We start from the raw sequence: 13,705 nt of genomic DNA on the forward strand, positions 1-13,705 counted from the left end.
TCTATTCCATAATTATCATTGATTGTGTTAAGATATTTATAGCTATTATGAACGATACAAAATTCTTATTAGCATACGGTTAAGCTGATAAGAGGTTCAAAACTAAATATCTAAAGGAGCCAAATCAATGGATAATAATATTAAAATTATTCCTTTTGGCGGTGTACGGGAAAATGGAAAGAATATGTATGCCGTTGAAATAGAAGATCAAATTTTTATTTTGGATACAGGATTAAAGTATCCGGAAAATGAATTAATGGGAATTGATGTCGTTATTCCGGATTGGGAATACTTGCGCGAACATAAAGACAGGATTGTCGGTGTATTTCTAACACATGGGCACGCTGATTCGATTGGTGCGCTGCCATATTTTTTGATGGACTTTAATGTACCAGTGTTTGGTAGTGAAATGACAATTGCTCTTGCAAAACTCGCAGTAAAGAGCCATAAAGAAGTTAAAAAATTTAAGGATTTTCACATTGTTGATGCATCAACGGCAATTGACTTTAATGATGTAACTGTGTCCTTCTTCCCAACAACTCACACTATTCCAGAAACACTGGGAATTGTGTTAGAGACCAAGGCCGGTAATATTGTATATACTGGTGATTTTAAATTTGATCAGACTGCTAAAAGAGGATATCAAACCGATCTTGCACGTCTTGCAGAAATTGGTTCTCAAGGAGTGCTTGCACTTTTAAGCGATTCAGCTGGTGCAGAGATTACCGGTGCATCGGCCCGTGAGCAAGATATCGGGGAATACATTAAAGAAACCTTTAAATATCAAAATGGACGGATTATCGTTGCTAGTGTTGCTTCTAATATTATGCGAGTTCAACAAATAATTAATGCAGCAGTAGCCGTTGATCGTAAGATTGTATTGTCTGGTGAGGACATTGAACAAATTATTGATACAGCAATGAATCTTGGGAAGCTACATTTACCAGATGACCTCTTTATTAGCCGCAAAGAAGCTGAAAAGTTGGAACCAAATCAAGTCGTTATTTTAGAAACCGGTAAAATGGGTGAGCCAATTAAATCATTACAACAAATTGCTAATGGTGATAATCCTAACTTGCAATTAACTAGTACTGATCTTGTTTTTGTAACGACAACTCCTTCGTATGCTCAAGAGACAGAAGTTCAAAAAACTAAAGATATGATTTATCGTACAGGAGCAGAGGTTAAGTTTATTTCAGATGACTTGAATCCTTCTGGGCATGCAAATCAGAATGATGAACAGTTAATGTTAAACTTCATGAAGCCGAAATTCTTTGTACCAATTCAGGGTGAGTACCGTCTTTTAGACCGACATGCTGAGCTAGCAGAAGAAGTTGGTATCCCTAAAGATAATATTTTTATTCTTAATAAAGGTGATATCCTGACATATAAGAATGGGAAATTTCATGTTGGTGAGCATATTGATGTAAGCAACACAATGATTGATGGAACAGGCGTGGGGGATATTGGTAATATTGTCTTACGTGATCGTCGTGTTTTATCAGAAGATGGTATTTTTGTTGTTGTCGCAACGATTGATCGTAAAAAGAAAAAGATAGTGGCCCGTCCACAGATCACATCACGTGGATTTGTTTTTGTTAAAACAAATCGACAGCTTATGCAACAGAGTGCAGATCTTGTAGAAAAAATTGTTCAAGAAAATCTTGATCAAAAAGAATTTGATTGGAGTCATTTAAAGCAAGATGTACGTGACAAACTGAACCGCTTTTTGTTTGATCAAACCAAAAGACATCCTGTTATTCTCCCTGTGATTATGGAGATTAATCAGCATTCTAGAAAGAATAAGAGTAACACTGATAAAAAGGATGAAAAAAGTGTAAAACAGCATCCAGCTAAGGGACACCACCGTGGACGTGGTAAGAAACGGGCAGCAAAGCAAGAAAAATAATTTTAAATAAAGGTCAAGAAGATTGCAAAGACAGTACTCTTGACCTTTATTTTGTTAATATAAACTCAATGTGCCTATAATTAAAAATAGAAATTATGTTCTTAATACAAGAAAAGGGTGATAATAATGAATGAAGCCCAACAGGATAAGTATTTACAAGCGCAAAAACTAATTGCGGCTGAAAAATGGCAAGAAGCTAGCGATATTTTGGAAGAACTTATAAATAATGTTGAAGATTCTGAGGTTGGCAGACTGACGATTATATCTTTATATCATGCAAAACAATATACAAGAGCTTGTACATATTTGCTTGAGTACCTAGAAGTGATGTTTGATAGCCTTTCTGATGCCCAAATTGCGCTCAATATTTTAGTGCAAAATGAATTATTTATCTTAGCGCGTCAAATAATTAATAGTCTATCACAGTGGCAAAACGAATTAATGCCACTTGTAGTTACTGGTGAAGAAAAATCACGAAAAGAATACCAAGAAACGTTACAGGTACGTTTGCGTGACTTTTATCATCTGGGAGATTATTCTTTGTCTGAACAACAGACACGTTTACAGGCGGCTTTTAAGTTACCATTAGATGAATTTATTACTGGTGCAAAGTTTCTTTTACGCGATCCTTATACTCATCCGTTGGTAAAGTCGAGTTTGATTGAAATTCTATGTAAACTTCACGTGAAAGATCCGGTGACGATTTATTGGCTAGATAAAAAAGAATATACACTTATTCCAGATGATTTAATGCCCCTAAATGCCTTGCCAATTGTTAGTAAGGGGAAGCAGTTGATCTCTGAAAAATGTGGGAACCAAAACCCGCAAACAGAACAAATGGCAACTCAAGAATTTCAGTTGCAAGTGATGTTTCTATATCCACGAGTCGGTGAAGTTATTATTGATGTTAATCAATGGATTGATATTTTGATTGCCCGAATTGAAGGAGAAAAAATAAAAGAAAATTCAGTAATAAAACAGTGGCAAGGCCGTTTAGGAAAGATGATTGATGAATTAATAGAAAAACATTAGTCAAATACATTTACAAATGCGTAGATAGTTGATATTATATTTAAGAATTCTTCTTCAGAGCCTAAGATTAAAGCTTTCAATTGGCGAAAAGAAGTTGTACAATATGTATAAGGGTATGTCAGTCATTGATTATTATTGACTGGCATTATACTTGTAAATTATCAGGAGGTTTTCATTAATGGCTGAAAAAGAACATTATGAACGTACAAAGCCCCACGTTAACATTGGTACTATTGGCCACGTTGACCACGGGAAGACTACTTTAACTGCTGCTATTACTAAGGTATTGGCAGCCAAAGGTTTAGCAAAGGCAGAAGATTACGCTGATATCGATGCTGCTCCAGAAGAAAAGGAACGTGGTATCACTATTAACACTGCCCACGTTGAATACGAAACTGAAAAGCGTCACTACGCACACATCGATGCCCCTGGACACGCTGACTACGTTAAGAACATGATCACTGGTGCTGCACAAATGGATGGTGCTATCCTTGTTGTTGCTGCTACTGATGGTCCTATGCCACAAACTCGTGAACACATTCTTCTTGCTCGTCAGGTTGGTGTTCAATACATCGTTGTCTTCTTAAACAAGACTGACTTAGTTGACGATGACGAATTAGTTGACTTAGTTGAAATGGAAGTTCGTGACTTACTTAGCGAATACGATTTCCCTGGTGACGATGTTCCAGTTATTCGTGGATCTGCACTTAAGGCACTTGAAGGTGACCCAGAACAAGAAAAGGTTATCCTTCACTTAATGGATGTTATTGATGATTACATCCCAACTCCAAAGCGTCCTACTGACAAGCCATTCATGATGCCTGTCGAAGACGTATTTACTATCACTGGTCGTGGTACTGTTGCTTCTGGTCGTATTGACCGTGGTACTGTTAAGATTGGTGACGAAGTTGAAATCGTTGGTTTAACAGACGATGTTCTTAAGTCAACTGTTACTGGTTTGGAAATGTTCCACAAGACTCTTGACCTTGGTGAAGCTGGGGATAACGTTGGTGTTCTTCTTCGTGGTATTTCACACGACCAAATCCAACGTGGTCAAGTTTTAGCTGAACCAGGTTCAATCCAAACTCACAAGAACTTCAAGGGTGAAGTTTATGTTATGACCAAGGAAGAAGGGGGACGTCATACTCCATTCTTCTCAAACTACCGTCCACAATTCTACTTCCACACAACTGATGTTACTGGTACTATCGAATTACCAGATGGTGTAGAAATGGTTATGCCTGGTGATAACGTTACATTCACTGTTAACTTACAAAAGCCTGTTGCCCTTGAAAAGGGTCTTAAGTTCACTATTCGTGAAGGTGGACACACTGTTGGTGCCGGTGTTGTATCTGACATCTTAGACTAATTTCAAGTGCACATGCACTAAAAGACTTGGGTTTTTACCCAAGTCTTTTTTTCTTTATCTTGATTATTTAAAAATAACTAGGCGATCACCCTTTCAATGAGTTGCAATTAGTGGTCTCCTACGGTAAACTAATATAGTATGTAAAGACTAATTATGTTTATTAATTTAGTCAAATTGATTTGTTATTGGAGGAAATAAAATGTCAGCAAAATGGGAACGCGATAGCGATGCCAGCAAAGGTACATTGACATTTGAAATTGATGTCGACACTATTAATAAGGGAATTGACGAAGCTTTCGTTGAAACCCGTAAAAAGATTACTGTTCCGGGATTCCGGAAGGGTCGTGTCCCACGTCAAATCTTTAACCAAATGTACGGTGAAGAATCATTATACCAAGATGCTTTGAACAAGGTCTTGCCTGATACTTATAACGAAGCTGTTAAGGAAACAAACATTCAACCTGTTGATCAGCCTAAGATTGACATTAAGAGTATGGAAAAGGGTCAACCATGGGTTTTAACTGCCGAAGTTGACGTTATGCCAGAAGTTAAGTTGGGTGATTACAAGGGTATGGAAGTTCCAGCCCAAGATACCACTGTTTCTGATGCCGATGTTGATGACGCAATTGAAAAGAAGCGTCAACAACAAGCTGAACTTGTATTAAAGGAAGACAAGCCTGCTGAAAAGGGCGATACTGTTGTAATTGATTACAAGGGCAGCGTTGATGGTAAAGAATTTGCTGGTGGTTCAGCAGAAAATTACTCTCTTGAGTTAGGCTCAGGATCATTTATCCCTGGTTTTGAAGATCAGTTGATTGGTCACAATGCTGACGATGATGTTGACGTTAAGGTTACCTTCCCAGAAGACTATCATGAAAAGACACTTGCTGGTAAGGAAGCTTTATTTAAGGTAAAAATTCACGAAATCAAGGAAAAGCAGTTACCAGAGCTTGATGATGACTTTGCCAAGGATGTTGATGAAGATGTTGATACTTTAGCAGAACTAAAGGAAAAGACTAAGAAGCAACTTCAAGAAGAAAAGGATAACCAAGCTAAGGCTGCTATTGAAGATGCTGCTATCAACAAGGCCGTTGAAAACGCAGAAATTGAAGATATTCCGCAAGCAATGTTAGATGACGATACTAACCGTCAAATGCAACAATACTTGGCAGGAATGCAACAACAAGGTATCAGTCCTCAAATGTACTTCCAAATTACTGGTACTAAGGAAGAAGATTTAAAGAAGCAATTTGCTAATGATGCTGCTCAACGTGTGAAGACTAACCTTGTATTAGAAGCGATTGTTGACGACGCTAAATTAGATGCTACTGAAGATGAAATTGCCAAGGAAGTATCCGACCTTGCTAAGCAATACGGAATGGAAGAAGATGCTGTGAAGAAGGCATTATCAAATGACATGTTAACTCATGATATTAAGATCCGTAAAGCTGTTGACTTAGTTGCTGACTCTGCAAAGCAAGTTAAGGACGACAAGAAGTCTGACAAGTAAGCAATTAACTAAAAGATTACTAATCAAAATGTCCAATCACTTTGGTTGGGCGTTTTTTTTGCCAGTCTACTAACAAATAGTTAAGCTGATTTAGTCGAATTTAGATGATAATTTTGTTATTATGTGTTAATAAGTCTTAAAGGAGGTCCAATTATGTTTGAAGATACCAGTGGTATGGATTCAGTTCACTGTTCCTTTTGTGGGAAATCCCAAGATGAAGTGAAAAAGATTGTTGCTGGTCCTGGTGTTTATATTTGTAACGAATGTGTCGACCTTTGTAAACAAATTATTGATCAAGAATTGGCAGAAGATGAAGCAAAAAAGGCTTTTCGGGTTCCAACTCCAGCAGAGATTGTTAGCGAACTTGATGATTATGTGATTGGTCAAAGTGATGCAAAGAAAACATTAGCAGTTGCCGTTTACAATCATTATAAGCGGGTTAATGCGATGATGAGTGGCGATAATAATGATACGGAATTGCAAAAAAGTAATATTGCGGTAATCGGACCAACTGGATCTGGGAAAACCTACTTAGCTCAATCATTAGCACGGATTCTTAACGTGCCATTTGCAATTGCCGATGCAACCACATTAACTGAAGCAGGTTATGTTGGTGAAGATGTAGAAAATATTATCCTTAAATTACTCCAAGCAGCTGATTTTGATGTTGAACGTGCTGAAAAAGGAATAATTTATATTGACGAAATTGATAAGATCGCTAAAAAGAGTGAGAATGTTTCAATTACTCGTGATGTTTCCGGTGAAGGTGTTCAACAAGCATTGTTAAAGATTCTTGAAGGAACAATTGCTAATGTACCACCACAGGGAGGACGTAAGCATCCACAACAAGAATTTATTCAAGTTGACACTAAGAATATTCTTTTTATTGTCGGTGGAGCTTTTGATGGCATTGAAACAATCGTTAAGGAACGTTTAGGAGATAAAACGATTGGCTTTGGAACCGATTCTCGGGAAGCTGAAACAGTTACTGATAAAAACATTTTGCAGCATGTTATCCCAGAAGACTTGCTTAAATTTGGTTTAATCCCTGAGTTTATTGGTCGTTTGCCAGTTATGACTGCTCTTGAAAAGCTTGATGAAGATGACCTTGTTCGGATTCTTACTGAGCCGAAGAATGCTCTTGTTAAGCAATATAAGGAATTAATTCGCCTTGATGGTAGTGAATTAACGTTTACTGACGGGGCATTGCGTGCGATGGCTCAATTAGCAATTAAGCGTAATACTGGTGCCCGTGGATTACGATCAATTATCGAAGACGTTATGCGGGATGTGATGTTTGATTTACCAAGTCGCAAGGATGTTGAAAAAGTCGTTATTGATAAGCGGTGCGTAACACAACATACCGAACCTCGTTATATATTAAAAGATGAGAAGGCTTCCTAGTATGAGCGGAGTGGGGGGGTGTAGTCATGGAAGTAAATAATGTTGATTTAACAATTAGTGCTGTAAGTGAAGAACAGTATCCACAGACTGAAATTCCTGAAATTGCACTTGTAGGACGATCTAACGTTGGAAAGTCATCACTAACAAATGTTTTGATCAATCGTCGTAACTATGCTCATACTTCAAGTCAACCTGGAAAGACGCAAACATTAAACTTTTATAATGTAGAAGACAAGGTGTACTTTGTAGATGTTCCTGGATATGGCTATGCAAAAGTTTCTAAAAAAGAGCGTGAGCGATTCGGAAAAATGATTGAACAATATTTGACTCAGCGTGAGCAACTTCGCGGAGTAATTCAATTGGTGGACGCACGGCATGCGCCAACACCTGATGACGTTAACATGTATAATTGGTTACGTTATTATAATTTACCGACACTTATCGTTGGAACAAAGATTGATAAAGTAAAGCGAAGTGCTTGGAACCGTCAGCTAAGTACAATAAAAAAGACGCTAAAAATAGATAACACTACATCGCTTATCTTATTTTCTGCTACTGAAAAAAAGGGTAAAGATGATGTTTGGCGATGGATTGAAGAGCGAATGGGGAATAATTAAGTTGGACTTTAATGAGTATCAAAATGCGGCTAAAAGAACTTTATATGGGAATGAGCAAGTTTTGACTAACTGTGCATTAGGGTTGGCAGGTGAGTCAGGACAAGTAGTTGATTTAGTAAAAAATTATACTTTTCGTGGTCGAAAGCTTGATCGTAAAGAACTTATTCACGAAATGGGTGATGTCCTCTGGTACTTATCACAAATTGCAGAATGGGCAGATATTCCATTTGAAGAAGTTGCTAAAGAGAATATTGAAGAGTTAAATAAACGTTATCCAGCTGGCTTTAAAAAACAGGATTAAATGATTCAATAAGATGGCAATAAATTTATGTCATACTTTATCACTATTCTGATAGTTAATCATGAAACCAGCTTATTGTTCTTATGTTGCTAATGTTTGTATATAAAAAAGGAGGTTGGGAAATAACCCGACCTCTTAATTATTTTAAAGATAAAAATGCTATAACGCGGTAGCTGTCTGGCAGATTAGTATTGAACTAGTCGGTCTATAGGCTGTACCTCGTTATTTATCTCATAGTCATTTTCTTAATTGTTTTGCTCTTTATTTTTATCAGTTTTATTCTTATCTTTTTTCTCTTCAGTCTTTACCTTTGGCTTTTTCGGATCTACTGCAAATTGATCGAATAATTTATCTAACTGTTCGCTTCTTCGTGTTACAAGTCCCATAAGTCATACTCCTTTTACCTATTTGACAAAATGCTAGCATATATTTTGCTAAAAGTACAATTATTTATAAACACTTCTTTTGCCTTATAGGCCGTTTTTCAGATATAATATAGTGTTAATAATTTTTTTCAGAGGAGGGTACTGCTATGGCCAGTGAACATATAGAACATAAATTGGCGTTGTTACCAGATAAGCCAGGTTGTTACCTGATGAAAAACATTAATGATCAGATAATTTATGTTGGTAAAGCAAAAAATTTGAAGAATCGGGTCCGTTCCTACTTTAAAAGTAGTCATACTGGGAAAGTAGCCAAAATGGTTTCAGAGGTTGCTGATTTTGAAACTATTATTACCTCAACAAATAAAGAGTCGTTTTTACTTGAAATTACATTAATTCAAAAACACCAGCCATATTTCAATATTAAGTTAAAAAAGGGAACCGGGTACCCTTATATTAAAATAACTAATGAGCGTGACCCGCAGATTAAAATTGTTAGTAAGATAAAAAAGGATGGGGGATATTATTTTGGCCCCTATCCTAACGTTTATGCTGCTGAAGAAACCATGCATTTTATTCAAAAGGTTTACCCTTTGCGGCGTTGTAATGGTTACCAGGGACGACCATGCTTGTATTACCATATGGGTCAATGTTTAGGCGCATGTTTTAAGGAAGTCCCTACCGAAAAATATGAACAACAAATCAGAAAGATAAAGTCTTTTTTAAATGGTAATACATCAATGGTTAAGCAACAATTAATGGAAAAAATGCGTAAGGCTTCAGAAAAGATGGAATTTGAACGAGCGGCGGAGATTAGGGATCAAATTCACTATATTGAAGTAACCGTTGAGAAGCAAAAAATTATTTCGAATGATAAAACTCCTCGCGACCTGTTTAACTTCTACATGGACAAAGGATGGCTTTCAATTCAAATTTTCTTTATTCGCCAAGCCCGATTAATGAAACGGGAAAAGCGCCTTTTTCCAATTGTTGATACTGCAGTTGAGGAAATGACAAGTTTTATTTTGCAGTTCTATAATCGACGTAATAATATCCTGCCTCGAGAAATCCTTGTACCTAAGGGATTACCCAACAAAGAAATTAGTGAAATTCTGGGAGTCCCTGTCCGAACACCTATCCGTGGCGAAAAACGTGATTTATTGGCAATGGCACATGAAAATGCCCAGTTATCACTTAATGAAAAGTTTCGTTTACTTGAGATGGATCAAAGTAAAACAACAGGGGCAATGAAAGAAATTACAGATGCCCTCGGTCTTCCAGCTGGACATCGAATTGAAGCGTTTGACCATTCACATATCCAAGGGGCAGATCCGGTGAGTGCGATGGTCGTATTTATTAATGGAGAATCTGCTAAAAATTTCTATCGTAAATATAAACTAAAGACAGTTGTTAATCATGCTGATGAAGCCGCAAGTACTCGTGAGGTAATTCGTCGCCGATATACGCGGCTATTAAAAGAAGGCAAACCTATGCCAGATATGATTTTTATGGATGGTGGCGAAATTCAAATGGATGCGGCTAAAGATGTCTTAGAAAATGAACTTAATCTTGATATTCCAGTAGTCGGAATGGTAAAAAATGATAAGCACCAAACGGCAGATTTGCTTTTTGGTAATGATGATCGGCATATTAATTTGAATCCGCGCAGTCAGGGATTTTACCTTGTACAGCGAATTCAGGATGAGGTTCACCGTTTTGCAATTACTTTTCATCGGCGGGTCCATACTAAGCATTCTTTGAGTTCACGATTAGATGAGATTAAAGGTGTAGGTCCGCGAACAAGGACTAAACTTTTGCGAAAATATGGATCAATTACTAAGATTGCTCAAGCATCAGTTGATGAAATTCAGTCGTTAGGAATTAATCGGCCAACTGCACAGTTAATAAAGGTGTCACTGCAAAAAAATGCAGAAGTTGCTAAAGGAAGTAGTCATGATTGATTTTGACACGTTGAAAAATTTTAAATATACTAATTATATATACTAAAGAACGGAGACATTCATTATGAATATGTTTGTTGATCAAATAAAAATTGAAGTACATGCTGGTAAGGGTGGCGACGGAATGGTAGCATTTCGTCGCGAAAAGTATGTTCCTAATGGGGGACCTGCCGGCGGTGATGGTGGTCGTGGCGGTAGCATTATTTTAAAGGTTGATGAAGGATTGCGGACATTAATGGATTTTCGCTACCATCGTATTTTCAAAGCTAAAAATGGTGGTAACGGAATGAGTAAGCAAATGACAGGACCTAGTGCGGAAGATACCGTTATTTCTGTGCCACAAGGAACAACAGTACGGGACTTAGACACTGGTGAGATCATTGGTGATTTGGTTGAAAATGGTCAAAAATTAGTTGTCGCAAAAGGAGGCCGTGGTGGTCGTGGTAATATTCATTTTGCGAGTGCTAAGAATCCAGCTCCTGAAATTGCAGAAAATGGTGAACCTGGTGAGGACCACTATCTAGAGTTGGAGTTAAAGATGCTGGCGGACGTAGGTTTGATCGGTTTTCCTTCTGTGGGTAAATCTACATTATTATCAGTAGTAACTGGTGCTAAACCGAAGATTGCTGCTTATGAATTTACGACACTAACTCCTAATCTTGGCATGGTAATGTTACCAGATGGTCGTGACTTTGCAATGGCTGATATGCCAGGGTTGATTGAAGGAGCATCCAAGGGTGTTGGACTCGGATTAAAGTTTCTTCGTCATATTGAACGAACACGTGTCTTGCTTCATTTAGTTGATATGAGTAGCGAAGATCCCCATCAGGCAATTGAACGATATCAGCAAATAAATAAAGAATTAGCTAATTATGACCCAGAATTACTGAAACGTCCGCAAATTGTGGTTGCTACTAAGATGGATTTGCCAAACGCAATGGATAATCTGAAAGAATTTAAGAAAGATTTAGCAAAAGATAAGACTTTAAGTCAGCAACCGGAAGTTTTTGCAATTTCAGCTGTAACGCATCAGGGAGTTCAGCAGTTGATGCAGTTAACTGCGGACTTACTTGACAAGACACCAGCCTTTGATAGTGAGAGTCATGATAAAGAATTAATTGCTGAGTATCGAGCAGCTGCTCCTGAAAAGGAAGATACAGCTGACTTTACTATTACTAAAGACGAGGACGGCACATGGGTCCTTGGTGGCGAAAAGCTTCTTCGGCTATTTAAGATGACTGATTTAACTCATGAGGAGAGTCAATTGCGATTTGCCCGTCAGTTGCGTCACATGGGAGTTGATGATGCTTTACGAGCTAAGGGTGTTCAAGATGGTGACCTTGTAAGAATCGAAAAATTTGTTTTTGAATTCATTCAATAATAATTAATTGTAGCAAAGGTAGGAAAGTATAAATGCAACTAGAATTTTTAGGAACCGGTGCGGGATCCCCAAGTAAACAGCGAAATGTGAGTAGCGTTGCGTTACGTTTATTAGAAGAGCGGAATGCAATTTGGCTTTTTGACGTTGGAGAAGCTACACAACATCAAATTCTGCATACGACAATTCGTCCGCGTAAAATTGAAAAAATTTTTATTACTCATTTACATGGAGATCATATTTTTGGCTTGCCAGGATTATTAAGTTCACGATCGTTCCAGGGGGGGAATGAGCCGTTAACAATTTATGGTCCAGTTGGAATTAAAAAATTTGTTCAGGTAGCACTGCAAGTTAGTGAGTCGCGACTTAGTTATCCGCTTCATTTTGTAGAATTAACTGATGATGGAGAAATATTTAATGATCATGGCTTTCGCGTAATTGCACGAAAATTAGACCATAAGATTGCATGTTTTGGGTATCGGGTTGAAGAAGCAGACCATCCTGGTGAGTTGCAGGTTGAAAAGTTACGTGAACAAAATGTACCCTCTGGGCCAATTTATGGTCAATTAAAGGCAGGAAAAAAGGTTACCCTTTCAGACGGCAGAATTTTAGACGGACATGACTATATTGGAGAACCACAAGCTGGTCGAATTGTGACAATTCTTGGCGATACTCGTCAGACAAAAAATGCAGTTCTTTTAGCAGAAAATGCAGATGTATTAGTACATGAAAGTACCTTTGCCAAAGATGAAACTAAAATGGCAAGAAGTTATTATCATTCGACAAGTAAACAAGCGGCTGAAGTTGCTAAAAAGGCAGGCGTAAAGAAGCTTTTATTAACACATATTTCGGCACGTTATACTGGTAAAGCAGCTTATCAGCTGGCTTACCAGGTAAGGAATATAATCCCTGATACACGGGTTGTAAATGATTTTGATGTAATTGACATTCCATTTAAAAAATGAAAAGAGATGGCGAAAATGCTTAAAAGGGTAAAAATGTTACGCTTTTTGCGAAATGAAGTTGTATTGATTACTGGTGGTTCAAGTGGAATTGGTAAAGAATTAGCATTTGAAGCAGCACGGCGAGGAGCCATCGTTGTTGTAGCTGCACGAAATCTTGAAAAGTTACATGAAGTAGCTAGAAAGTGCTTAATACTATCTGGTCGACCAGCTTTTGCATACCAATTAGATGTTACGGATCCAGATCAGATTGATACTGTTCTTTCAAAAGTACAGCATGAAGTTGGGGGGATTGATGTCCTAATCAACTCTGCAGGATTAGGCGATTTTATTCCGGTTGTTAATGAATCGCATCGGTCAATGGAGCAGATGGTCCACGTTAATCTCTTGGCATTAATGTATATTAGTCGGTGCGTTGCTAAGCAAATGATGGATCAAGGATATGGCGCCATTATTAATATGGGATCGATAGCAGGAAAACTGCCAACGCCTAATAGTGCAGTTTATTCTGCAACCAAAGCAGGTGTTATCCAATTTGATAATGTTTTACGGATGGAGGTTGCTGATTATGGCGTCCAAGTTTTGACGGTTAATCCGGGACCAATTGATACGCCATTCTTTGACAAAGCGGATAGTAGTCATACATATCGCTCTCATCTTCCAAAATGGATGTTTATTTCTCCTGAAGATCTTGCTCGTCGCATTTGGAATAATGTCGGCTATAAGACACGAGAAATTAATGTTCCCGGTTACGTTGCTTATCTTGGTTGGGCATACCAGGTTGTGCCAGGTTTAGGGGACTGGGCAATTAAGAAGTTCTTTGATTTCCAACAGGATAAGAAGAATTTATAAATAAGAATTGTATGTAGATTTAAGAGA

General features: G+C 37.7%; 12 protein-coding genes. 11 read left to right on the forward strand and 1 reads right to left on the reverse strand.

Annotation, left to right across the window (positions count from 1 at the left end):
* The first annotated feature begins 127 nt into the window (after positions 1 to 127).
* The 7 genes from H5S39_RS01640 to H5S39_RS01670 all read left to right on the forward strand — a co-directional run bounded on the left by H5S39_RS01640 (position 128) and on the right by H5S39_RS01670 (position 8,142).
* On the forward strand, positions 128 to 1,909 hold the full coding sequence (locus tag H5S39_RS01640; RefSeq protein ID WP_182595977.1) for a ribonuclease J: 1,782 nt from the start codon (positions 128 to 130) through the stop codon (positions 1,907 to 1,909).
* Positions 1,910 to 2,035: 126 nt separating this feature from the next.
* The gene (locus tag H5S39_RS01645; protein ID WP_182595978.1) at positions 2,036 to 2,941 is read left to right on the forward strand and encodes a hypothetical protein; all 906 of its coding nucleotides are present in this window, start codon (positions 2,036 to 2,038) and stop codon (positions 2,939 to 2,941) included.
* Positions 2,942 to 3,119: 178 nt separating this feature from the next.
* On the forward strand, positions 3,120 to 4,310 hold the full coding sequence (tuf, locus tag H5S39_RS01650; protein ID WP_182595979.1) for an elongation factor Tu: 1,191 nt from the start codon (positions 3,120 to 3,122) through the stop codon (positions 4,308 to 4,310).
* Between the two features lie 199 nt (positions 4,311 to 4,509).
* Positions 4,510 to 5,820, forward strand: a complete 1,311-nt coding sequence (gene tig / locus H5S39_RS01655; RefSeq protein WP_182595980.1) for a trigger factor — start codon at positions 4,510 to 4,512, stop codon at positions 5,818 to 5,820.
* A 153-nt stretch (positions 5,821 to 5,973) separates the two neighbouring features.
* Positions 5,974 to 7,224: an ATP-dependent Clp protease ATP-binding subunit ClpX gene (clpX, locus tag H5S39_RS01660; RefSeq protein WP_182595981.1), complete on the forward strand. Its 1,251-nt coding sequence runs from the start codon at positions 5,974 to 5,976 to the stop codon at positions 7,222 to 7,224.
* 26 nt (positions 7,225 to 7,250) lie between these two features.
* Positions 7,251 to 7,841: a ribosome biogenesis GTP-binding protein YihA/YsxC gene (yihA, locus tag H5S39_RS01665; RefSeq protein ID WP_182595982.1), complete on the forward strand. Its 591-nt coding sequence runs from the start codon at positions 7,251 to 7,253 to the stop codon at positions 7,839 to 7,841.
* A 1-nt stretch (position 7,842) separates the two neighbouring features.
* Positions 7,843 to 8,142, forward strand: coding sequence for a nucleoside triphosphate pyrophosphohydrolase family protein (locus tag H5S39_RS01670; RefSeq protein ID WP_182596021.1), 300 nt, complete (start codon positions 7,843 to 7,845; stop codon positions 8,140 to 8,142).
* A 245-nt stretch (positions 8,143 to 8,387) separates the two neighbouring features.
* On the opposite strand, the gene H5S39_RS01675 is transcribed toward H5S39_RS01670, so the two are convergent.
* Positions 8,388 to 8,528: an SPJ_0845 family protein gene (locus H5S39_RS01675; RefSeq protein WP_182595983.1), complete on the reverse strand. Its 141-nt coding sequence runs from the start codon at positions 8,526 to 8,528 to the stop codon at positions 8,388 to 8,390.
* A gap of 146 nt (positions 8,529 to 8,674) precedes the next feature.
* On the opposite strand from H5S39_RS01675, the gene uvrC reads away from it, so the two are divergent.
* The 4 genes from uvrC (at position 8,675) to H5S39_RS01695 (ending at position 13,678) form a co-directional block, all read left to right on the forward strand.
* Complete coding sequence (uvrC, locus tag H5S39_RS01680; protein ID WP_182595984.1) at positions 8,675 to 10,486, forward strand: excinuclease ABC subunit UvrC; 1,812 nt, start codon at positions 8,675 to 8,677, stop codon at positions 10,484 to 10,486.
* 64 nt (positions 10,487 to 10,550) lie between these two features.
* Positions 10,551 to 11,867 (forward strand): GTPase ObgE, encoded by a 1,317-nt coding sequence (obgE, locus tag H5S39_RS01685; RefSeq protein ID WP_182595985.1) that lies wholly within the window; start codon positions 10,551 to 10,553, stop codon positions 11,865 to 11,867.
* 32 nt (positions 11,868 to 11,899) lie between these two features.
* On the forward strand, positions 11,900 to 12,829 hold the full coding sequence (rnz, locus tag H5S39_RS01690; protein WP_182595986.1) for a ribonuclease Z: 930 nt from the start codon (positions 11,900 to 11,902) through the stop codon (positions 12,827 to 12,829).
* A 15-nt stretch (positions 12,830 to 12,844) separates the two neighbouring features.
* Positions 12,845 to 13,678, forward strand: coding sequence for an SDR family NAD(P)-dependent oxidoreductase (locus H5S39_RS01695; protein ID WP_182595987.1), 834 nt, complete (start codon positions 12,845 to 12,847; stop codon positions 13,676 to 13,678).
* Positions 13,679 to 13,705 lie beyond the last annotated feature (27 nt).

The organism is Limosilactobacillus rudii, from assembly GCF_014145455.1.
Taxonomy (GTDB): Bacteria; Bacillota; Bacilli; order Lactobacillales; family Lactobacillaceae; genus Limosilactobacillus; species Limosilactobacillus rudii.

Coding starts and splice junctions, on each gene's coding strand:
- yihA (WP_182595982.1), top strand. CDS start 7,251: ATGGAAGTAAATAATGTTGATTTAACAATTAGTGCTGTAAGTGAAGAA.
- H5S39_RS01640 (WP_182595977.1), top strand. CDS start 128: ATGGATAATAATATTAAAATTATTCCTTTTGGCGGTGTACGGGAAAAT.
- tig (WP_182595980.1), top strand. CDS start 4,510: ATGTCAGCAAAATGGGAACGCGATAGCGATGCCAGCAAAGGTACATTG.
- clpX (WP_182595981.1), top strand. CDS start 5,974: ATGTTTGAAGATACCAGTGGTATGGATTCAGTTCACTGTTCCTTTTGT.
- obgE (WP_182595985.1), top strand. CDS start 10,551: ATGAATATGTTTGTTGATCAAATAAAAATTGAAGTACATGCTGGTAAG.
- tuf (WP_182595979.1), top strand. CDS start 3,120: ATGGCTGAAAAAGAACATTATGAACGTACAAAGCCCCACGTTAACATT.
- rnz (WP_182595986.1), top strand. CDS start 11,900: ATGCAACTAGAATTTTTAGGAACCGGTGCGGGATCCCCAAGTAAACAG.
- uvrC (WP_182595984.1), top strand. CDS start 8,675: ATGGCCAGTGAACATATAGAACATAAATTGGCGTTGTTACCAGATAAG.
- H5S39_RS01675 (WP_182595983.1), bottom strand. CDS start 8,528: ATGGGACTTGTAACACGAAGAAGCGAACAGTTAGATAAATTATTCGAT.
- H5S39_RS01645 (WP_182595978.1), top strand. CDS start 2,036: ATGAATGAAGCCCAACAGGATAAGTATTTACAAGCGCAAAAACTAATT.
- H5S39_RS01695 (WP_182595987.1), top strand. CDS start 12,845: ATGCTTAAAAGGGTAAAAATGTTACGCTTTTTGCGAAATGAAGTTGTA.